Consider the following 21300-nt stretch of genomic DNA (forward strand, 5'->3'; position numbering starts at 1 on the left):
ATACTGACCATAATGCTTATTAGAGCATGCAACTTAGGTTGACTAAGCCGTGCAACAATTGTATGATTAAGCATATATGTGTTTTAACGACGTTGAAGGGGAATAGTACGCAGCGAAGCCTTCAGAGAGTGGAACCGTTACGCTGAGAGGTTCTGCAGGATGTGACTGCTACGAGTCGCCCCGGAGTTGCCTGAACCAAGTAGGAGCAACCTGTGCTCCGCCCAATTTAGGCCGGCCGCAGCCGTTATCTGTTTGAGTGTCATGCGAATGCTTTTCGCATGGAACAAAGGTGGTACCACGGAAGCTAAACCTTTCGTCCTTTATGATAAGGGCGATAGGTTTTTTTTGTTTTTGTAGATCGATCTATGGAGGATGGAAATCATGTCAGAAAATCAAACGACAACGGCAATGCCGACGACTTATGATCCTAAGGCAGCTGAGCAGAAATGGTACGATTACTGGATGCAGGGCAAATATTTTGAGGCAGGAAAACGCCCAGAAGCAAAGCCGTATACAATTGTTATTCCGCCGCCGAATGTAACGGGCATGCTGCATATCGGGCATGCGCTTGATTTTACGCTGCAGGATATTTTGATTCGTACAAAACGGATGCAAGGCTTTGATGCGCTTTGGCTTCCGGGTTCGGATCACGCTGGTATTGCAACACAAACGAAGGTTGAGCAGAAGCTGCGCGAGCAGGGGATTACTCGTTATGATCTTGGGCGTGAAGCATTCCTTGAGAAGGTTTGGGAGTGGAAGGATGAATATGCGAATACAATCCGCCAGCAATGGGCCAAAATGGGCCTCTCTTTGGATTATTCAAGGGAGCGTTTCACATTAGATGAAGGTATGTCTAAAGCTGTACGCGAGGTGTTCGTTCGTCTTTACGAGAAAGGGCTCATTTATCGCGGTAAAAAAATAATTAACTGGGATCCAGCAGCACGTACTGCACTCTCGGATATTGAAGTTGAGCATAAGGAAATTAACGGTCATCTCTATCATTTGCAATATCAGCTTAAGGATGGATCTGGTTCCATTACGGTAGCGACAACTCGTCCGGAAACGATGCTGGGAGATTCCGCAGTAGCTGTTCATCCTGAGGATGAACGCTATAGTCACTTGATCGGAAAAATGATTGTTTTGCCGGTTGTTGGACGTGAGATTCCGATTATTGCTGATGAGTATGTGGAGAAGGAATTTGGATCAGGCGCTGTGAAAATAACACCGGCTCATGATCCGAATGACTTTGAAGTAGGACAAAGACATAATCTTCCTCAAATCATCGTCATGGATGAGACGGGAACGATGAACGCTGAAGCAGGTCCATACCAAGGACTTGATCGCGCTGATTGCCGCAAGCAGCTGGTGAAGGATTTGCAAGAGCAGGGTGTTTGCATTCGCATTGAAGACCATGTACATCAGGTTGGTCATAGTGAGCGAAGCGGTGCTATTGTTGAGCCTTACTTGTCAACGCAATGGTTTGTAGCCATGAAGCCGCTTGCCGAAGCTGCGATTGCCGCACAGAAAGCAGGCAAAGGCGTTAATTTTGTGCCGGAGCGCTTTGAGAAAACGTATTTGAACTGGATTGAAAATGTTCATGATTGGTGTATCTCCAGGCAGCTATGGTGGGGTCATCGTATTCCAGCGTGGTATGACGATGCTACTGGTGAAATGCATATTTCTCGTGAGGATATGACAGGGGATAATCTTCATCAAGATAATGACGTGCTCGATACTTGGTTCAGCTCTGCGCTATGGCCATTCTCTACACTTGGCTGGCCGGATCAGACTGAGGATTTGAAACGCTACTATCCAACGGATGTACTCGTTACGGGTTATGACATTATTTACTTCTGGGTTGCGCGCATGATCTTTACGGCGCTAGAATTTACGGAAGAGCCTCCGTTTAAAGATGTGCTTATGCATGGGCTTGTTCGTGATTCAGAAGGACAGAAAATGTCTAAGTCATTAGGTAACGGTGTTGATCCGCTTGAAGTTATCGAGAAATACGGCGCGGATGCCATGCGTTATATGATTTCGACGAGCAGCACGCCAGGGCAAGATTTGCGTTTCCGCTGGGAGAAGGTTGAGCAAGCTCGTAACTTTGCCAATAAAATATGGAATGCGTCGCGTTTCGCTCTTATGAATCTCGAAGGCGTTGAAGCCAAAGATGTTAATATCAACGTTGAGCTGGGCACAGCTGACCGCTGGATTTTGCATCGTTTGAATGAGACCGTTCGCGATGTAACTCGTCTAATAGACGGCTATGAATTTGGTGAAACGGGACGTGTACTCTATAACTTCATCTGGGATGATCTTTGTGATTGGTACATTGAATTCGCGAAGCTTAGCCTTTATGGTACAGATGAAGCAGCGAAGAAAGCGACACAATCGGTACTGGCTTATGTGCTTGACCGGACGCAGCGTCTTATTCATCCATTCATGCCGTATATCAGTGAAGAAATTTGGCAGCATTTGCCGCATGAAGGCGATACCGTTACACTTGCTGCATGGCCGGTATACGATACCGCTCTAGAAGCGCCTAAAGCGGTTAAGGAAATGGAATTGCTAATGGAGATTATTCGCTCCGTTCGTAATATCCGTGCTGAAGTGAATGTGCCGATGAGCAAAAAAATCGAATTGCTTATTAAGCCTTCTAGTGAAGCAGAAGCAGCCATTTTGTCACGAAATGAAGAGTTCATCAAACGTTTCTGTGGAACCTCACTTCTAGAAACGGGGATGCATATCAGCGCTCCTGAAAAAGCAATGACAGCAATCGTAACAGGAGCGGATCTATACTTGCCGCTTGCTGGCCTTATCGATATCGCACAGGAAATTATGCGTTTGGAGAAGGAGCATCAACATCTAAACACAGAGGTTGAGCGTGTAGAGAAGAAGCTTAGCAATCAAGGCTTCGTTGCAAAGGCACCTGCCAAGGTTATTGAAGAGGAACGCAGCAAAATGAATGACTACGCTGATAAACGTGATAAAGTTCTTGCTAGAATTGCGGAATTGCGCGGCTAGCATAGAGAAAACGGAAGAAGGATCGATAAGAATGACGGATCAAACAATAGAGCAGCGGCCACTTGAGCCGCTGCATTCTTACGCAGAAGCGGTTGATTGGATTACGGGGCTTATCCCATTTGGCATTCGCCCAGGACTTGAACGTATGGAAAAGCTGATGGAGCTTATGAACAATCCTCATCGCAGACTGAAGTTTATTCATGTTGCAGGCACGAATGGAAAAGGCTCTACTTGTGCGTTTCTAACAAGCGTGCTGCTTCGCAGCGGTTATGATGTAGGAACGTTTACCTCACCATACATTACGAAATTTACGAATCGCTTTCAATATAACGGTGCTGATATTGAAGAAGAGACACTGCTGAAGCTTGCAAATGAGCTTAAGCCATATGTGGATGAAGTAGCTGCAACAGATTTGGGATCACCAACGATGTTTGAAGTATCAACAGCGCTGGCGATACTATTTTATGCGACGGTTACCTATCCCGATTATGTGGTTTGGGAGACAGGGCTTGGCGGGCGTCTTGATGTAACGAATATCATTCATCCCGTTGTATCGGTTATTACGAATATCGGACATGATCATATGGATCGTCTTGGAAATACGATTGCTGCCGTTGCAAGCGAGAAAGCTGGTATTATTAAGGCTGGCATTCCGGTAGTAAGCGGAGTAACACAGCCCGAAGCGGTTGAGGTTATTAAACAAACGGCTGCGGACAAGAAAAGCTCGCTTTATTTGCTAGGCGAGCAGTTCCATGAAACAGAATTATCAGTTCGCGAGGATGAACAAAGCTTCCGTTTTGATAACTTGTTTCGCACTATCGAGCCGTTAACGATTACGTTAAACGGTGCACATCAGCGCACGAATGCGGCTGTTGCCGTCATGACGCTTGAGGTGCTTCGTCAATACAATGCTCTTGTAGTTGAAGATGAAGCTTTGGAAGAGGGACTTCGGCTTGCAGCATGGCCTGGCAGACTGGAAATGGTCTCGCAAACACCACGTATTCTACTGGATGGCGCCCATAACCCAGAAGGTGCGGAAACATTAGTGGCTGCGCTTAAAAACACATACAAGTATGATCGTTTACATCTAATGATGGGTATGCTGGAGAATAAGAATCATCAGGATGTGCTCAAGCATATACTACCAATAGTGGATACGCTAATTGTGACCGAGCCTGATTTTCGGATGAAAAAAGAAGCAAACGCTATGGCTGATTTGGTACGGGAAATGCGTCAGCAGCAGCCTGATGAGTATTCTTTCGAGCTGATAGTGGAGCAGGATTGGCATACAGCGTTAAAAAAACTACAACAGTTAACCGGGGATACGGATCTTGGAGTTGTGACAGGAACGCTATATTTGATAGCGGATGTTCGCTCTCGTATTTTGTATAACTCGGATTCTGAAAAAGGTTGGTGAACCGTCTTTGAATACGGCAGAACACGTTCATTTCATCGGAATCGGCGGTTACGGAATGAGTGCCATTGCCCGCGTAATGCTGGAAATGGGCTATAAAGTAACGGGGTCCGATGTCGCTCGTCAAGAATTAACAGAGAAGCTTGCAGCTAATGGAGCTAGTATTTTCATTGGTCATCAGCCAGAGCATGTGAAGGGTGCCGATTTGGTTGTTTACTCTACGGCACTATCTAAGGATAATGTTGAGCGTAAGGCAGCTGAGGAGCTTAACATTCCTGTACTTCATCGCTCGCAAATGCTGGCTAGGCTAATGAATAATGGCAAAGGAATCGCGGTTGCTGGTGCTCATGGCAAAACAACGACCTCTTCAATGATTGCTCTTGTCATGGAATCCTGCGATGCAGATCCCACTTACATTATCGGTGGAGAAATTGTTAATGTAGGAACAAATGCAAAAGCGGGGAAAGGTGAGTATGTCGTAGCAGAAGCAGATGAAAGCGATGGTTCTTTCCTTCATTACCATCCAACGCTTGCTATTGTTACGAATATTGAACCGGACCATCTCGAAAATTATGACGGCGATTTCGGCAAGCTTAAAGCAGCATATGTGCAATTTCTACAACAGGTAAAAGCGGGCGGGAAAGCGATTGTGTGCGCGGATGATGAGACGGTTCGCGAGCTGATTCCACAAGTGTACAAAGGAAATATCGATTTGTCACAGCTTGTTACGTACGGAATTGATGGCGATGCGGATTATAAAGCAGAGAATATTGTGCTTGGTGACCGCAAAGTATCCTTCACCATGACGTATAAAGGCTCATTGTTAGGTGAACTGGAGCTTTCGGTTCCAGGCCTTCATAATGTGTATAACGCTATGGCTACAGTCATTACTTGTCTAGAGTCCGGCTTATCCATTGAAAAGATTCAAGATGCGATTAAGCTGTTTAGAGGAGCTAAGCGTCGGTTCCAAGTGCTTGGTGAAATCAATGATATTTTAGTTATTGATGATTATGCTCATCACCCAACGGAAATCAAAGCGACGATTAGTGCTGCCAAAGCGACAGGAAAACGCATTATTGCGGTATTCCAGCCGCAGCGCTATACACGCACATTTTTCTTATTTGACCAGTTCAGTCGTGCATTTCCAGAGGCGGATGAGGTTATTATAACCGATATCTATTCGCCCGCAGGCGAGCTGCAAATAGAAGGAATCAACTCCGGCAAATTGGTGGAGCTAATCAAAAATAACAGCAACACCAATACGACGTATATTCCGACTAAGGAAGAAGTGCTGGCCTACTTGACCGAGCATGTAGCACCAGGCGATCTCGTGATCACAATGGGCGCAGGCGACATTTGGAAAGTAGCCGATTCACTCGCCAAATCCTTAAAGTCAAATCAATAAAATAAAGAAATACCCGAAATCCGTAATACCAAAATGCCCGATGATTCCCACATGGAATCGTCGGGCATTTTGTTTGATTGGATTGAGGAGGAATGGATGAGATTGGTATTATTCTGTCCTGAAGATAAGTGCAGAGAGCAGAGAGCAGAGAGCAGAGAGCAGAGAGCAGAGTGAAAAGTGCTACGTGCTACAAGTTCAAATAACTTCACATTATGAAACTAAACGACTCTAATGGGGTTCCTAAACTAACGCAGATTCAATTTATGAAACTAACAGTGAAGAATACAGAACGCTCCCCATAAAAATGACCAATTAACTCCAAACAATGAAACTAAACCTGAACATCCGCCTCGTTCTAAGGATTTATCTTCAAAAAATGAAACTAATAATGTCCCCAGCTACCTATAACCAACTAACCAACTAACCAACCACAATGTACACAAAACAGTAATTCCATAAAACTAACCTTAATACTTTAATCCCAACCACTCATAACAACAAACATCAACCGCCAACCACCATCCGCCAACCGTCACCGCCACCGGCAACCCCCACCTACTCTCATGCGCCCAGTAACTAATATATAAACGTTAAGCGTAATCCCGAAGGGATGCAGCGGTCCCTAGCAAAAGGCTGCTTAAACCCCGCGTCTAACTTCAACGTTAGTCCAATTGTGGGAGTCCAGAGGGTGCAACCCTTGGAGCCCCCTCTTGGAAGGGAGGGTATGGGTGGGTTCGAAAAGCCTTTGAAGGTTTGGTAACTAATATACAAACGTTAAGCGTAATCCCACAGTGTTGCAGCGATCCCTAGCAAAAGGCTGCTTAAACCCTACGTCTAACTTCAAAGTTAGTCCAACTGTGGGAGTCCAGAGGGTGCAACCTTTGGTGCCTTCCTTAGGAAGGGAGGGTTTAGGTGGGTTCGAAAAGCCTTTGAAGGTTTGGTAACTAATATATAAACGTTAAGCGTAATCCCGCAGGGATGCAGCGGTCCCTTGCAAAAGGCTGCTTAAACCCTGCGTTTAACTTCAACGTTAGTCCAATTGTGGGAGTCCAGAGGGTGCAACCCTTGGAGCCCTCCCTAGGAAGGGAGGGTATGGGTGGGTTCGAAAAGCCTTTGAAGGATTGGTAACTAATATACAAACGTTAAGCGTAATCCCACAGGGATGCAGCGATCCCCAGCAAAAGGCTGCTTAAACCCTGCGTCTAACTTCAACGTTAGTCCAATTGTGGGAGTCCAGAGGGTGCAACCCTTGGAGCCCTCCCTAGGAAGGGAGGGTTTGGGTGGGTTCGAAAAGCCTTTGAAGGTTTGGTAACTAGTTTACAACCGTTAAGCGTAATCCCGCAGGGATGCAGCGGTCCCTAGCAAAAGGCTGCTTAAACCCCGCGTCTAACTTCAACGTTAGTCCAATTGTGGGAGTCCAGAGGGTGCAACCCTTGGAGCCCTCCCTAGGAAGGGAGGGTTTGGGTGGGTTCGAAAAGCCTTTAAAGGTTTGATACGAAAAGCCTTTAAAGGTTTAACGAGAAGCCTTTGAAGGTTTGGTAGCAAGCCCTCTTAGGGCAACCCGGTCTAAATCTCTTAAATGTCTCATAGATTAAGACTAGAAGAATGGGACAAGGAGAGATTGATATGAACCAAAAAAATCGAATTACTTATCGTTTTGACCGAAAAGGACAGTCCATTCCTGAAAACAAGCCTACTTCTGATAATCAGCAGGAAATTGATTGGAATACAGCTGATTCTCATGCAAAAGATAATAGTAACACCTCTAATAATGCCGCAAAACAAAATGTGATTCCTCTTTATCCGGTTAAAGAACAGAACATTATAAGTGATGTAAACCCATGGAATAGTCCATTTCAAGAAGATATAGGTGCTTTAGAGCAGCTTATTCGGAATACAGACACCGTCAAAACAGACACCATCAAAACAAATGATTCCCTTCCAAAGGAAACAACTGCAGTAGAGGAGCCTTATTCTATCCCTTCCAATTCTAACAAGAAGAGAAGTCCGCTTATTCAAATCGAGGATCATAAATGGAGCAAAGAAGAGCGCTTCAAAATAGATTATTTGCCAAATGTTGATCCGACCTCGGATCATACCTATGAAATTGAAGATGAGTATAGCGAGGAACCACAAAAGAATCGTTATCAGCCGATGAGAAGAAAAACTTCAGCTAGAGGTGGCGCCTCATGGTTTAATGTGTTTTTGTCAGTTACAGGCGCACTGGCTACAGGCGCTTTGTTTGGTTATTTGCTTTTATCCCTATTTACAGGAGCGTCTATCTTTCCGAGCGGGTCGAAGGATAAATCCGATTCATTGCCTGTCATAGGGGGTTCTATAACCGATAATAATGAAACAGGTGCTAATGCAAATGAAAACGGAAAGGGTCAATCGGTGCAAGTGGATGATGTAAATAATGGGAAATCAGAACCGAATCCTAATACGCCGACCGTTGCTCTTACGGGAATTGATAAAACCTATTATTTTCTACAATTTGGAGTATTTAGCAATACAGAGGGTAGAGATGCAGCGATCGCTCAGCTTGCGGATAAGGGGCTTGCTGCCGCTGCATTAAATGGTGCTAAGGATTATCGTGTCTATGCAGGCATGGGAAGTGATCGAAGCAAGGCACAGGCGCTCAAGGTGCTTCTACCCGATATAGATCTATATATTAAGGAAGTAACGATTGCCGCACCAAGCAAGCTCTCTTACAGCGGAGATGTGAAGGATGCACAAGCCTTTTTCGAAGGGACAGGGGAGCTTGTTCAAATGCTTGATGAGTTGACGTTGGCACAGCTAGAGGGTCCTGCATTGTCAGCACTTAGTGAGGCAGCTGCGACTGCATGGGGTGAGAAATATCAAAAGTGGACTGAAAAGGCAGCTACGGTGCGAATAGGTTTAGAGGCGAGCGGTAAAGACCAATTTGACAAGCTTGTACAATCTATTAACGCAGCGGCTAAATCCATGCAAGAATATGACAAAAATCCGTCTAGTGCTCATCTTTGGAAGACGCAATCTAAATTAATGGAAGCTATTGTTATTCAAAAAAACTGGTTTGAGCCGTTAAGCGCATTGTAAACGAATAGTATCATGCGTATAATAGATTCAGGTGTCATATCATGGCGAGAGGCGTTGAAAGATGAAGAAAAACGGCTGGTTTCTTCTCATTTTTATCATATTGGGATTATTGGCTGGCGCTCTAGTAGCGCGATGGCTTACTCCAATACCAGGTATTTCTTTTTTGACTAAACCCATTGAAGCTTCATGGTCTCCTGCCATTGATTTATATGTGTTGAGCTTCAATATGTCGCTTCATCTCCAAGTTAGTTTGTTTAGCTTGATTGGCGCAATTATCGCGATATGGTTGTACCGTAAAATGTAGATCGTTTGTCGTTAACAGACAGACGTTCGTTAAGCATGAAGGAGCACAGTAAATCATATATGGAACCGCTAAAAGCACGCATTGAAACGATAAGCCGGCTCGTTCTGGCTTCTTCGTCACCGCGCCGGAAGGAACTGGTCGCATCTCTTGACCTTTCCTTGCCGGTTTATATTTTGTCCACAGACACAGATGAGTCTACGGAAGAAGGCTGGTCGCCTCTGCAAATCGTTGAACAGCTTAGTGTCCGCAAAGCAACAGCAGCTTTAAACCTGCTGAGGCAACAGAACGATATAGAGCCGTCGCTTATTATTGGTTCAGACACGATCGTTGTATTGGATGGAGAGGTGCTCGGTAAGCCCTCTGACGCTGAAGATGCGAAAAGTATGCTGAGACGTTTGCAAGGAAGAAACCATGAGGTATATACGGGCGTAGCCTGTATACAATCAACAAATGGAGAAGCCACTGTAGCTCATCGGATGACGAAGGTACAAATGAAGTCGTTAAGCGAAGATCAAATTGCTAGGTATGTTGCGACAGGGGAACCGCTTGATAAAGCAGGTTCATATGGAATACAGGGACTTGGCTCGACACTTGTCGAGCGTATAGACGGTTGCTATTTCACTGTTGTTGGACTGCCGCTGTCACTTCTTTCGGACATGCTAAGCCAATATGACATTCATGTTTTTTGAAAAATGAGGAAGTATAAGAAAACGATGAAATTTCGAAAAGGCGGGATTGGGACATGGAGCCGCAATATATGGTTTTGCGTGATGTCCCCCATGAAGAACGTCCAAGAGAGCGCATGATGAAATATGGGGCAGAAGCACTCAGTCACGCTGAGCTGCTTGCAATATTGTTACGTACTGGAACACAGCGGCAATCTGCCGTTCATTTAGCTGGAGCAGTATTAAAGCAATGCGGCAGCCTGCGTAATTTAATGGACATGAGCATGGAAGAACTGACAGCCATTCGAGGAATAGGGCCAGCAAAAGCGATTCAGCTTCATGCTGGGATCGAGCTTGGGAGACGGATTACGAGGAGCCGATTAGGTGAAACGGTTACCGTTCGCAAGCCGCAGGATGCAGCGGATTTTGTGATGGAGGAGCTTCGATATTTGAAGAAGGAGCACTTTATGTGTCTGTTTTTAAACACTAAAAATCACATTATTGCCCGGGAAACATTGTCAATGGGCACGCTTAATGCGTCCTTGGTGCATCCTCGCGAAGTATTTCGCGCTGCGATTCAGCGAAGCAGTGCATCTATTATTTGTGTTCATAATCACCCGAGTGGTGATCCTACGCCTAGCCCGGAGGATATTTCGCTCACGAAAAGGTTGGCGGAAGCCGGGCAATTGGTTGGTATTGAAGTATTAGATCATTTGGTTATCGGAGACGGATGTTTCGTCAGTTTGAAGGAACAAGGATATATGTAATATAATATAAAGGTATTGTGGCAATTAGAAGGGAGCAAGAACATGTTTGGTAGTTTTTCAAAGGATCTTGGAATTGACTTAGGGACAGCGAATACGCTGGTATTCGTAAAAGGTAAAGGTATTGTAGTGAGGGAACCTTCAGTGGTGGCTATTCGCACAGATACAAAAACAATTGAAGCAGTTGGTGAGCAAGCTAAGAAAATGATCGGTAGAACACCTGGTAACATTCGTGCTGTTCGTCCGATGAAGGATGGCGTTATTGCTGACTTCGAAACCACTGCGACAATGATTAAATATTTTATTCGCCAAGCGCAAAAGCAACGGTCATTATTCCCACATCATCCCAATGTTATGGTATGCGTACCATCCGGCATTACGGCGGTAGAGAAGCGTGCCGTTGAGGATGCGACTAAGCAAGCAGGCGCGCGTGAGGCTTATACCATTGAAGAACCATTTGCAGCAGCAATTGGTGCTGATTTGCCAGTATGGGAGCCTACAGGCAGCATGGTAGTTGATATCGGCGGCGGTACAACTGAAGTTGCAGTCATCTCACTTGGCGGTATCGTTACAGCTCGTTCTATTCGTGTAGCTGGCGATGAGATGGATGAAGCAGTCATTCAGTACATCAAACGTCAATACAATCTGATGATTGGCGAAAGAACCTCTGAGCAATTAAAAATGGAAATCGGTTCAGCGTTGCCGCTTGATCCTCCAGAAAAAATCGAAATTCGCGGCCGTGATCTTGTATCTGGCTTGCCGAAAACATTATCTATTTCTTCTCACGAAATTACAGATGCTTTGACAGATACGGTAAATGCTATCGTTGATGCTGTTAAAGTTACACTCGAGAAATGTCCGCCGGAGCTGTCAGCTGACATTATGGATCGTGGAATCGTGCTTACTGGCGGAGGAGCGTTGCTCCGCAACATGGACAAGCTATTGCAGCGTGAGACTGGAATGCCTGTCATCGTGGCAGAAAACCCACTTGATTGTGTAGCGATCGGAACAGGCCGCTCTTTGGATCACATTCATTTGTTTAAAGCGAGAGGCACATCTCGTTCGAGACGCTAAGAGAAATACGGGAATAGGATAGGAATGGGCAGGTGATCTAGCTGTTAAAGCTAATGCGAAATAAGCGAATGTTTATGCTTATGATCGGGTTTATACTTTGCATTGCGGTTATCGGCTTCTCACTCAGTAACCGCAAAGAATTGACTTGGCCCGAAAAGTTTTTAAAAGATACGTCCGCATACGTGCAACAATGGTTCTACAAGCCCGCTGGCTATATAGCGGGTTTCTTTGAAGATATTGGCAATTTACGTACTATTCATGAGGAAAATGAGCAGCTTCGTATTACAGCAGCAGCTTACGCACGTGATAAAATGGCGTATAACTTTATTGAAAAAGAGAATAAACGATTGAAAGAAGAACTGTCCTTCACAGAGCGGCAGAAGGAAATGTATAATTATAATTACTTAATCGCTCAGGTTGTTTCCGTGAGTAATGATGCTAACAATCACTCACTGAACATTAATTTGGGTTCAAAAAACGGCATTAAACCTAATATGGCTGTAACGACTATTGACGGATTAATTGGACTTGTAACTTCCGTAACTCCTTTTTCAGCAACGGTAACGCCTATAACAGAATTGAATGAAGCATCACCGACTTTCAATTTAATAGCAGCTACGATAATGGGTCGTGAAGATGATTCATTTGGTATTTTAAGCAGCTATGACAAAGAAACATCAAGAATTCTTATGACGAGAATTCCGGAGAATGATAAGATGCAGGCTTACGATACTGTTATTACATCGGGTCTCACCAATATTTATCCGCGAGGACTCGTTATCGGAACGGTAGAAACCATTCAAGTCGGTGATTTTGGACTTACTTCAACAGCAACGGTGAAGCTGGCTGCAAGTTTTGATCACTTAACTGAGGTGTTTGTGGTACAAGTTCCTGAATTGGAGGAAGCAGGGCAATGAGTATGAACCGGATCATTGCGATTATGCTGCTTTTATTCGTGATTGAAGGAGCGGTCATGCCGTGGGTTATTCCAGCTGGCTTCGGCAGTCGAATCATTCCGCATTTTATGTTCGTAATGATCATTTTCTCTGCGCTCTACAGCGGTCGTCATAGAGCTTTATTTCTCGGTGTAAGTTTTGGTCTTCTACAGGATATTGTTTACTTTGGTCATTTGCTTGGCGTGCACTCATTTGTAATGGGATTAATCGGCTATTATACAGGTGTACTGATGGAACGTCGACGTTCAACGCTTATGATGGCAATATCGATTATCGGATTCGCTTGTATACTTTACGATAGCTTCATATTTTTTATTTATAAAGTATTTCGGATAACGAATGAAACCTACGCTTGGGCTTTGATTGATTATATTCTTCCGAGTTTGTTCCTACAGCTCGCGTTCGCACTGCTATGTTATGTTCCTCTTAGACGCTGGTTCGAATCACAGTCGAAAGCGAGTCCAGAGAAGCAAGAGGAATAAAATAACAGGTTCAGGCAGGAATATGTCAGACTGAGAAAGAATTCAATAGGTTGGGGAGGGACGAACGTGACCGAGAGGCAGCATATTATTATTAAAGGCGTTAAAGAAGGTCTCGTGTTCCTTCTCGACGATAAGTGTGAATTCGCGACGCTGCTGGACGAGCTTCAGTATAAGCTAGAGAAAACGCATCAGCAGCTGCTGACTGGACCGCTTGTTCATGTCCAAGTGAAGCTTGGATCCAGACTTCTAGAGGATGAGGATAAAGACCGGATTAAGAGTGTGATTAGATCACAGGGCAACTTAATGGTGCAGTCCGTAGAATCGGACCCGCCGCCGATAGATTCTCTTCAGCAACAGCAGTCCAATCTGCAAGTGCTAACGTCAATTATTCGCTCGGGACAAACGTACGAGCATGATGGAGATATACTATTAATTGGCGATTTAAATCCAGGTGGTACAATTCTATGTACGGGGGATATTTATGTCCTCGGAGCGTTGCGCGGTGTTGCGCATGCTGGCATAGGAGGACGAACGGACGTCATTATTGCTACATCACTCATGCGGCCTACTCAACTTCGAATTGCGGATGTCATTAGCAGGCCGCCAGAGGAATGGATGAGCGGCGATGCTGCAATGGAGTTTGCTTTCTTGAGTGAAGGTAGAATGCAGATCGACAAGCTAGCGCAATTATTCCGCATACGTCATAATCCTATTATGTTTAAAGGAGTGTAGAACATGGGAGAAGCGATAGTTGTGACATCGGGCAAAGGAGGCGTCGGCAAAACGACGACCTCAGCAAACCTAGGCACTGCGCTAGCCTTACTAGGTAAAAAAGTTTGTATGGTGGATACGGATATCGGACTTCGAAATCTGGACGTTGTTATGGGTCTAGAAAATCGAATCATATATGATTTGGTTGATGTAGCGGAGGGGCGCTGCCGTTTGAATCAAGCATTAGTAAAGGATAAACGATTCGACGAGCTTTACATGCTCCCAGCTGCTCAGACAAAAGATAAGGATTCCGTTAAGCCTGAACAAGTGCGTGATATGATATTGGAGCTTAAGAAGGATCATGATTATGTCATTATCGATTGTCCAGCAGGGATAGAGCACGGATTCCGCAACGCGATTGCAGGGGCAGATCGTGCTATTGTCATTACGACGCCGGAAAATGCAGCAGTGCGGGATGCAGACCGCGTCATTGGCTTGCTGGAGCAAGAGAAAATTCCTTCAAAGCTTATCATTAATCGCATTCGTCAAAATATGATGAAAAGCGGCGAAATGCTGGATATTGATGAAATTTGTCAAGTGCTCGCTGTTGATTTAATTGGAATTGTACCTGATGACGAGAAGGTTATTTCTGCGGCAAACAGTGGGGAACCAACGGTTATGAATCCATCCTCGCGCGCGGCTATCGCCTACAGAAACATCGCACGCAGAATTTTGGGTGATATGGTTCCCTTGATGCTGCTTGACGAGAAGGCGGGAGCGTTCAAACGTTTTCGTAAGTTCCTGGGAATAGGATGAATGCGATTTGCTTAACAAAATAAAAAAGCTGGACTGGGGAATATTAATTATTTTATTATTCCTCATGGTAATCAGCATCGTTGTTCTTCATAGTGCCACAGCCAATTTCCCTAAATATGCAAGCTCTGATACGCGCCAGATGATGTTTTATGGCATAGGTTTTTTTATTGCTATTGCTGCAACTCTGTTTGATTATCGGATCGTATTAAAGAGCTGGTATGTCCTTTATGGTATTGGGATTATCATGTTAATTCTCGTTTATTTCTTTGGTGCACTCATTAATGGCGCCAGAGGCTGGTTTGTTATAGGTCCTTTGTCCTTTCAACCGGCGGAAATAGTCAAAATCTTTCTCATTATCGGGATTGCTTTCTTAATGGGACGTCGGCGTGGAGAACGCTTGACCTTTACTCAGGATTTGCTTCCGATAGGCGCTTTCTCTTTTTTACCCTTTTTACTTGTCATGATTCAGCCCGATCTCGGTAATGCAATTATTTATGTCGTTATCGTAATTGGCATGCTGTGGATTGGGAACGTGAAATATACGCACGTTATCGCAGGTTTAACAGTCGTCGCTGGCGGACTGATCCTTTTTGTTTCGCTGTTCAATACCTTTAATCAAGAAATTTATGATTTCTTGGATGAGAATGGAATGGGACATTGGCATACAAGGATCAATACGTTTATCAATCCTGAAGATGCTTCCTCTGATGCAAGGCTGCAATCCGAAAATGCGCAAATTGCTATTGGCTCGGGCGGATTGAGCGGAGACGGCTATATGCAGGGTGAGATGAAGAACGGCGGCTTTATTCCCTATCCGTATTCTGATTCCGTATTTGTTGTTATCGGAGAGGAATTTGGTTTTCAGGGGTCTGCAATCTTGCTGCTGCTATACTTTTTGCTGATATACCGCATGATCATGATTGCTTTCAAATGTTATGATATGCGAGCCTCGTATATAGTCATCGGTATAGTCTCCATGTACGTGTTCCAAATATTCCAGAATATTGGAATGATGATCGGCGTAATGCCAATTACAGGAATTACTTTGCCCTTTATAAGTTATGGCGGAACTTCGCTCCTGCTTAATATGTTGTCGATTGGACTCGTATTTAGTATTAAGGCTCATCAAGAAGTATATGAAATGGCTGAGTAAGCGCAGCAGTCGAGAAGCCCTCTCCAAGACGGATCGTATCCGTCTTGGAGAGGGCTTCTTTTTTTGATGGAGCCTCTCCCGCATACTTGTCTTACTCGCTACATATTCATGTATAAAGGAACAAGCTATCGACAGCGCCGATGGAAGCGGGGGAACGAGAATGAATAATAGGAATGATAAGGAAATGAAGGACAGCGTAAAGCAGCGAAGACAACAAAAAATTAAACAATTGCTGGAGAGGCAATCGGCAACGACAGAAACGGAGAACGTCTATACACCAATATCTTTACCAATATCGGAATCACTTGAGCCTGGTCGACCGCAGCATGAGGAATTTATCTATGAGTTAGAACGAGAGGAACTCGACCCAGAGGCTGCTTGGAAAAAGAATCCTAATCCTTGGGCAGGCTGGAGTGAGAACAAAAGCTTCGGAGATAAGCGCAGCTATGTGAAAGGACCAGAGCTTTCTTTTGACAGAGATCCATCCTTCAACCAAAAGAAGCATACTCTTCGACGAGAGCTGCAATGGAAGTTTGCAGTTGCTTTATTGATATTCGCAGTCGTTTGGGCTATGTTCCGTTACGATAATGAATGGACGCAGGGCGGACAGGCTGTGATAAAGGGTGCATTGACTGATGAAATCAACTTTGCAGCAGCTGCAGCCTGGTATAAGGAGACGTTTGCAGGCGCTCCTTCGTTTATTCCTATTTTTCAAAATGAATCCCAGAATGCGGTAGGAGCAGACGGTACGGTCAAGCTTCCCATTGTAACGCCATTAGAGAGTGCTTCACTTATACGCACCTTCGCCGAGCTGTTGAACGGGGTTGAACTGGCTGGTGAATCGGAGCAGCATGTAACGGCAGTGGAAACGGGTCGTGTACTGGTCGTTACTAGTCAGGAGAAAGAAGGTTCAACCGTCGTTATTCAGCATGCCAATAAACGTGTGTCCATCTACGGGCTCCTTGGAAAAACAGAGGTTAAGGTAAATGATTGGGTTGAATCGGGTGATGAGATAGGAAGCCTGCTTCCATCGGAAGGCACACAGCCAAGTTTGCTCTATTTCGCTGTGAAGCAAAATGACATTTATATCGATCCAGTGGGTGTGATACCGATTGATTAAATGGAAGGGGATTAGCTGGTCGATCCATCCGTTGTTCGTTATCATTATGCTAGGGTCTGCGATAACCGGCTATTTCGCCGAGCTATTTACTTTGTTTCTTCTCGTATTCGTTCATGAGCTTGGTCATGTTCTTGTTGCAAGAAGCTTTGGGTGGACGGTAAGGGAGGTTAAGCTGCTTCCTTTTGGCGGTGTTGTTGAGGTGGAAGAGGCAGGCGGCGTTCCCGCCAAAGAGGAAGCACTCGTTGCAATAGCTGGTCCGTTGCAAAACGTATGGATGGGACTTGCTGCTTTTGCCCTAGGTCAACTTGGACTTTGGGATTCAGACTGGTCGGAGTATGTGTGGAAAGCCAATCTTATCATTGGTTTATTTAATTTATTGCCTATTCATCCGCTTGATGGCGGCAAGCTGCTTCAGGCGGCTTTGAGTTATCATGTTAATTACTATAAAATGCTCATTTGGTCTGCAAGAATCAGTCTTCTATTTAGCGTGCTTATGATCATTTCCTCTCTTATTCCTCTGTTTTTTTATCGAGATGGTGTACAGCTCAATCTGCTTATCGTAGGTGTTTTTCTCTTCATGACGAACTGGACGTATTATCGAAATGTTCCTTTTTTATTTTATCGTTTTTTGATGTATCGCGAACGAGTCAGCAAGCATGTGCTGTTAATGGGTCAAATTGCGAGTCCTTTAATTGTCAGCAGCAGACAGTCCATTCTATCCGTTGCTAAGCTTTTTCTTAGGGAACGATATCATCTTATCTATATGGTTGAGCCGGGGACGAATGAAGTGAAGGTCCTGCCTGAGCAGAAAATAGTGGAGGGATGTTTGTCGGAAAGAAATCCTGGCCGTGCAGTATCGGAGCTTTTCAGGTAAAATAGATAAAAAGCTTACTGGCAGGTGAGAGCAGAAGATGAAGCAGATGCTACTTCACGTTCAAGGTGAAATGCTGCAAACCGCAGTACTGGAAAATGGACGGTTGGTTGAATTTTTTATGGAGACATCGAACGCCAGCAGTCTGGTCGGGAATGTCTATAAAGGTCGCGTCGTAAACGTGCTGCCTGGTATGCAAGCAGCATTCGTTGATATTGGCTTATCCAAAAATGCTTTTTTGTATATTGATGAGCTGTTAAATCCTCACTTAGAGAAGCAGCCTAAGCAGAAGCCGTCTATACAGGATCTTGTAACGCCTGGACAAGAACTGCTTGTACAAGTAATGAAAGAGCCGTTAGGCGGCAAAGGAGCGCGTGTAACCACACATTTCTCTCTTCCTGGTCGCTGGCTTGTGTATATGCCGAACGCAGATTATGTTGGCGTCTCCAAGAAGATCGGTGCTGAGAGTGAACGGACGCGCCTCCGAAATATAGGAGAGAAGCTGCGTAAAGGCGAAGAAGGTATTATTTTGAGGACAGCAGCTGCTGGCGAGACCGAGCTCGCCTTAAATAGCGACGTCTCTCAATTGAGGGAGCTATGGGAGTTAATAAGCGATAAGATTGCTGTTGCTGAAGCCCCGGTAGAGCTCCATAGAGAAGCAGGTCTTATGAGACGAGCGGTACGTGATACATTAACGATGGATATGGACGAAATTTGGATTGATGATGCCTCAAGATTTGTTGAGGCCTCTGCTTTGCTTGAGGAGATGACTCCTCTGCTTGTGAAGCGATTAAAATCATATGAACCAAAGAAAGGCATTCCTTTATTTGACGCTTATCGTGTAAGGGAACAGATAGAGAGAGATTTTGAGCGCCGTATTCCACTTAACTGCGGAGGGCATTTGATTTGGGAGGAGACGGAGGCTTTAACGGTAATCGATGTGAATACCGGAAAATTTACGGGCTCATTGGATCTGGAGGATACTGTTTTTCGGACGAATATGGAGGCTGCCGATGAGATAGCAAGGCTGCTGCGAGTTCGGGATGTCGGTGGCATTATTATTATTGATTTTATTGATATGGGCGAAGAAACGCACCGTGATCAGGTGATGCAGAGACTGACGGAAAAGGCTCGCAATGATCAAACCAAGAGTACGATTTTAGGTTGGACAAGACTGGGCTTGCTTGAGCTGACTCGCAAGAAAGCTCGTGAAAATGCTGTTCAGAAACTTACGGATCGTTGTGCGAGCTGTGGTGCTACTGGGAAGCGAAGCTTATCTGAGATGAAATAGTTTTCTTTTTTTAGCATAATGAATTGATATAGCTTGCATAGTATGGTAAACTCATTGGGTGTGTGTCTCGTACCTCGTGAGGAATGAGATGTACAAGTACCGCTCCGATTGGGTAAATAAGCGTTTGCGGCTTGGCCGTAGGCCACCTGAATTAGGCGAGTCTTCGAAAATAAGGAGGTGCACCAACTATGTTCGCAATCATTGTAACTGGCGGTAAGCAATACAAAGTTCAGGAAGGCGATGTTATCTACATCGAAAAACTGGACACAGAAGCAGGCGAGAGCGTAACGTTTGATCGTGTTTTGGCAGTATCCAAGGGTGACGGTCTTGTGACTGGAACTCCGGTTGTTTCCGGCGCTACTGTAACTGGTAAAGTCGAAAAACAAGGTAAAGGCCAAAAGATCATCGTTTACAAATACAAAGCCAAAAAGAACTATCGTCGTAAGCAAGGTCATCGTCAACCGTTCACAAAAGTAACTATCGAGAAAATCCAAGCGTAAGAGGAATTTCTATGATAACAGTTACCTTTGTACGGAGAGCCGCTGACAGACGAATCGTATCATTTGCGGTCGAAGGACATGCTAAATATGCGAAGCTCGGCAAAGATATTGTTTGCGCGGGTGTGTCGGCTATATCGGTCGGCACCGTTAATGCCATCGAGGCGCTTGCAGGAGAAGAGCTGCCTTACGTGATGAAGAACGGCTGGCTTTCATCGGATATTCCGATACTTGCTGACGATGCTTCGGATGGAAGGATGCAGCTGCTGCTTGAATCGATGGCGGTTATGCTGGACACTATTGCAAAATCATACGGTAAGCATGTCGTTATACATGAACAGCTTCATTAAGCGTATGCCAGTGAAGCGGGCTTGTTTCACAGGTCTTTTGCTCATGCTTTCGTAGTGGGTTTGCTTCATAAACCTTAAAATCATGCTTCCGTAACAGGTTTGCTTACAAACCTTAAGAAGGAGGGAATAACTATGTTGAAACTGAATCTTCAGCTTTTCGCTTCGAAGAAAGGTGTTGGTTCCACAAAGAACGGACGTGACTCGCAGTCGAAACGCCTTGGGGCGAAACGTGCTGACGGTCAAACCGTATCTGCAGGAAGCATTTTGTTTCGCCAACGCGGAACAAAAATTCACCCAGGCACCAATGTAGGCATCGGGAAAGACGATACGCTTTTTGCTTTAGTAGAAGGCGTTGTGAAGTTCGAACGTTGGGGACGCGACCGCAAAAAAGTGAGCGTATATCCAACTGTTTTGGCTCCGGTAGCTGCTGCAGTAGAAGCTTAAATCAAACTTATATGTGCACCAAGCCCCGGCCTGCATTGCTAGGCCGGTTTTTTTTGTTTCAAGGCTGATGACCATAGGATTGACGCGTGGTATACTGGATAAGCTAGGAAATACGAAGAAAGTAGGTTCAATCGATGGGACGCTTAACAACGGCGAAGTATTATGCAGCGGCAACTATTTTGCTGCCATGCGCTGCTGTACTTATTTGGCCTTCTAAAGTGTGGTTAACTGCTGTCTTTCTCGTTTGGCTTATTGCTGCTGCGATTTACTGGATTGGAACGGAACGCAAAGAATATGCGCAGCGTACGGACCGGACGATTCAATCATTACAAGTTTCAAGTATACGAACTCTCAATCATCATCGGCATGACTGGATGAACGACTTGCAAGTCGTCTTTGGATACATTCGACTGAAGAAGTTGGATAAAGCAGCCGAGTATGTGGAGAAAATAAGTGAAAGAATGCAGGCGGAGAGTAATATTTCTAAGCTGGGTGTTCCTTCATTAATTAGTTACATTCAATCTTTTCGCACGATCTCGAATTCGCTGGAGCTGCAAGTCGTTATAAAAGGCGATATTCATATAAATGAATTGACGGCAGACGCCGATGGGATAGCTGAATCGCTCATTCATACGATAAACGCATATCGGTTTGCGGTGAAGTCGGGTTATGGTAATGCTGCTGTTCTTACCCTAGAGCTTTCTCGGGATGATGAAGCGCTCTATGCTGCTTTTTATTGCGAAGGTGAGCTGATGAATGAACAGCAATGGAAACAAAAAATACAACAGCAGTTGGAAGGCGCGCTAATGCAGCCGATCAACTTCGAGCAGCCGTATTCAAAAATGCTGCTGAGGGCGGAAATGCGCGCGTGAACGGAGGCA

General features: G+C 44.9%; 20 protein-coding genes and 2 other annotated features. All 20 genes read left to right on the forward strand.

The annotated features are described in order from the left end of the window. The first annotated feature begins 83 nt into the window (after nt 1-83). Nucleotides 84-324: a binding site (T-box leader), on the forward strand. A gap of 57 nt (nt 325-381) precedes the next feature. The 20 genes from AC0YOD_RS18995 (at nt 382) to AC0YOD_RS19090 (ending at nt 21291) form a co-directional block, all read left to right on the forward strand. Continuing rightward, on the forward strand, nt 382-3024 hold the full coding sequence (locus tag AC0YOD_RS18995) for a valine--tRNA ligase (RefSeq protein WP_475800895.1): 2643 nt from the start codon (nt 382-384) through the stop codon (nt 3022-3024). Nucleotides 3025-3055: 31 nt separating this feature from the next. Continuing rightward, on the forward strand, nt 3056-4441 hold the full coding sequence (locus AC0YOD_RS19000) for a bifunctional folylpolyglutamate synthase/dihydrofolate synthase (protein WP_475800896.1): 1386 nt from the start codon (nt 3056-3058) through the stop codon (nt 4439-4441). A 7-nt stretch (nt 4442-4448) separates the two neighbouring features. Beyond that, a complete protein-coding gene (gene murC, locus AC0YOD_RS19005; RefSeq protein ID WP_475800897.1) occupies nt 4449-5843 on the forward strand; it encodes a UDP-N-acetylmuramate--L-alanine ligase in 1395 nt (464 codons plus the stop codon). Nucleotides 5844-7469: 1626 nt separating this feature from the next. Further along, the gene (locus AC0YOD_RS19010) at nt 7470-8921 is read left to right on the forward strand and encodes an SPOR domain-containing protein (protein ID WP_475800898.1); all 1452 of its coding nucleotides are present in this window, start codon (nt 7470-7472) and stop codon (nt 8919-8921) included. Nucleotides 8922-8982: 61 nt separating this feature from the next. Next, on the forward strand, nt 8983-9225 hold the full coding sequence (locus AC0YOD_RS19015) for a DUF4321 domain-containing protein (protein ID WP_475800899.1): 243 nt from the start codon (nt 8983-8985) through the stop codon (nt 9223-9225). A 59-nt stretch (nt 9226-9284) separates the two neighbouring features. Then, on the forward strand, nt 9285-9914 hold the full coding sequence (locus tag AC0YOD_RS19020) for a Maf family protein (protein WP_475800900.1): 630 nt from the start codon (nt 9285-9287) through the stop codon (nt 9912-9914). A gap of 53 nt (nt 9915-9967) precedes the next feature. Continuing rightward, a complete protein-coding gene (gene radC, locus AC0YOD_RS19025; protein WP_475800901.1) occupies nt 9968-10657 on the forward strand; it encodes a RadC family protein in 690 nt (229 codons plus the stop codon). Between the two features lie 42 nt (nt 10658-10699). After that, complete coding sequence (locus tag AC0YOD_RS19030; RefSeq protein WP_475800902.1) at nt 10700-11728, forward strand: rod shape-determining protein; 1029 nt, start codon at nt 10700-10702, stop codon at nt 11726-11728. Nucleotides 11729-11781: 53 nt separating this feature from the next. After that, nucleotides 11782-12645: a rod shape-determining protein MreC gene (mreC, locus tag AC0YOD_RS19035; protein WP_475800903.1), complete on the forward strand. Its 864-nt coding sequence runs from the start codon at nt 11782-11784 to the stop codon at nt 12643-12645. Then, complete coding sequence (gene mreD / locus AC0YOD_RS19040; RefSeq protein WP_475800904.1) at nt 12642-13166, forward strand: rod shape-determining protein MreD; 525 nt, start codon at nt 12642-12644, stop codon at nt 13164-13166. The genes mreC and mreD overlap by 4 nt, the downstream gene beginning before the upstream one ends. Nucleotides 13167-13232: 66 nt before the next feature. Then, complete coding sequence (locus AC0YOD_RS19045; protein WP_475800905.1) at nt 13233-13898, forward strand: septum site-determining protein MinC; 666 nt, start codon at nt 13233-13235, stop codon at nt 13896-13898. Between the two features lie 3 nt (nt 13899-13901). After that, nucleotides 13902-14693, forward strand: coding sequence for a septum site-determining protein MinD (gene minD / locus AC0YOD_RS19050; RefSeq protein WP_475800906.1), 792 nt, complete (start codon nt 13902-13904; stop codon nt 14691-14693). Between the two features lie 7 nt (nt 14694-14700). Beyond that, nucleotides 14701-15846, forward strand: a complete 1146-nt coding sequence (locus tag AC0YOD_RS19055; RefSeq protein ID WP_475800907.1) for an FtsW/RodA/SpoVE family cell cycle protein — start codon at nt 14701-14703, stop codon at nt 15844-15846. A gap of 160 nt (nt 15847-16006) precedes the next feature. Next, the gene (locus AC0YOD_RS19060) at nt 16007-16966 is read left to right on the forward strand and encodes a peptidoglycan DD-metalloendopeptidase family protein (RefSeq protein ID WP_475800908.1); all 960 of its coding nucleotides are present in this window, start codon (nt 16007-16009) and stop codon (nt 16964-16966) included. Beyond that, nucleotides 16959-17840, forward strand: a complete 882-nt coding sequence (locus tag AC0YOD_RS19065; protein WP_475800909.1) for a M50 family metallopeptidase — start codon at nt 16959-16961, stop codon at nt 17838-17840. Before AC0YOD_RS19060 ends, AC0YOD_RS19065 begins: the two co-directional genes overlap by 8 nt. Before the next feature lie 37 nt (nt 17841-17877). Further along, entirely contained in the window at nt 17878-19128 is a 1251-nt protein-coding gene (locus AC0YOD_RS19070; protein WP_475800910.1) for an Rne/Rng family ribonuclease, read from the forward strand. Nucleotides 19129-19212: 84 nt separating this feature from the next. Then, nucleotides 19213-19301, forward strand: a sequence feature (ribosomal protein L21 leader region). Between the two features lie 15 nt (nt 19302-19316). Then, nucleotides 19317-19628, forward strand: a complete 312-nt coding sequence (gene rplU, locus AC0YOD_RS19075; RefSeq protein ID WP_102713660.1) for a 50S ribosomal protein L21 — start codon at nt 19317-19319, stop codon at nt 19626-19628. An 11-nt stretch (nt 19629-19639) separates the two neighbouring features. Beyond that, on the forward strand, nt 19640-19975 hold the full coding sequence (locus AC0YOD_RS19080) for a ribosomal-processing cysteine protease Prp (RefSeq protein ID WP_475800911.1): 336 nt from the start codon (nt 19640-19642) through the stop codon (nt 19973-19975). 132 nt (nt 19976-20107) lie between these two features. Then, a complete protein-coding gene (gene rpmA / locus AC0YOD_RS19085) occupies nt 20108-20419 on the forward strand; it encodes a 50S ribosomal protein L27 (RefSeq protein WP_475800912.1) in 312 nt (103 codons plus the stop codon). Between the two features lie 134 nt (nt 20420-20553). Further along, a complete protein-coding gene (locus AC0YOD_RS19090; RefSeq protein ID WP_475800913.1) occupies nt 20554-21291 on the forward strand; it encodes a Spo0B domain-containing protein in 738 nt (245 codons plus the stop codon). Nucleotides 21292-21300 lie beyond the last annotated feature (9 nt).

Source organism: Paenibacillus sp. J31P13, assembly GCF_056269295.1.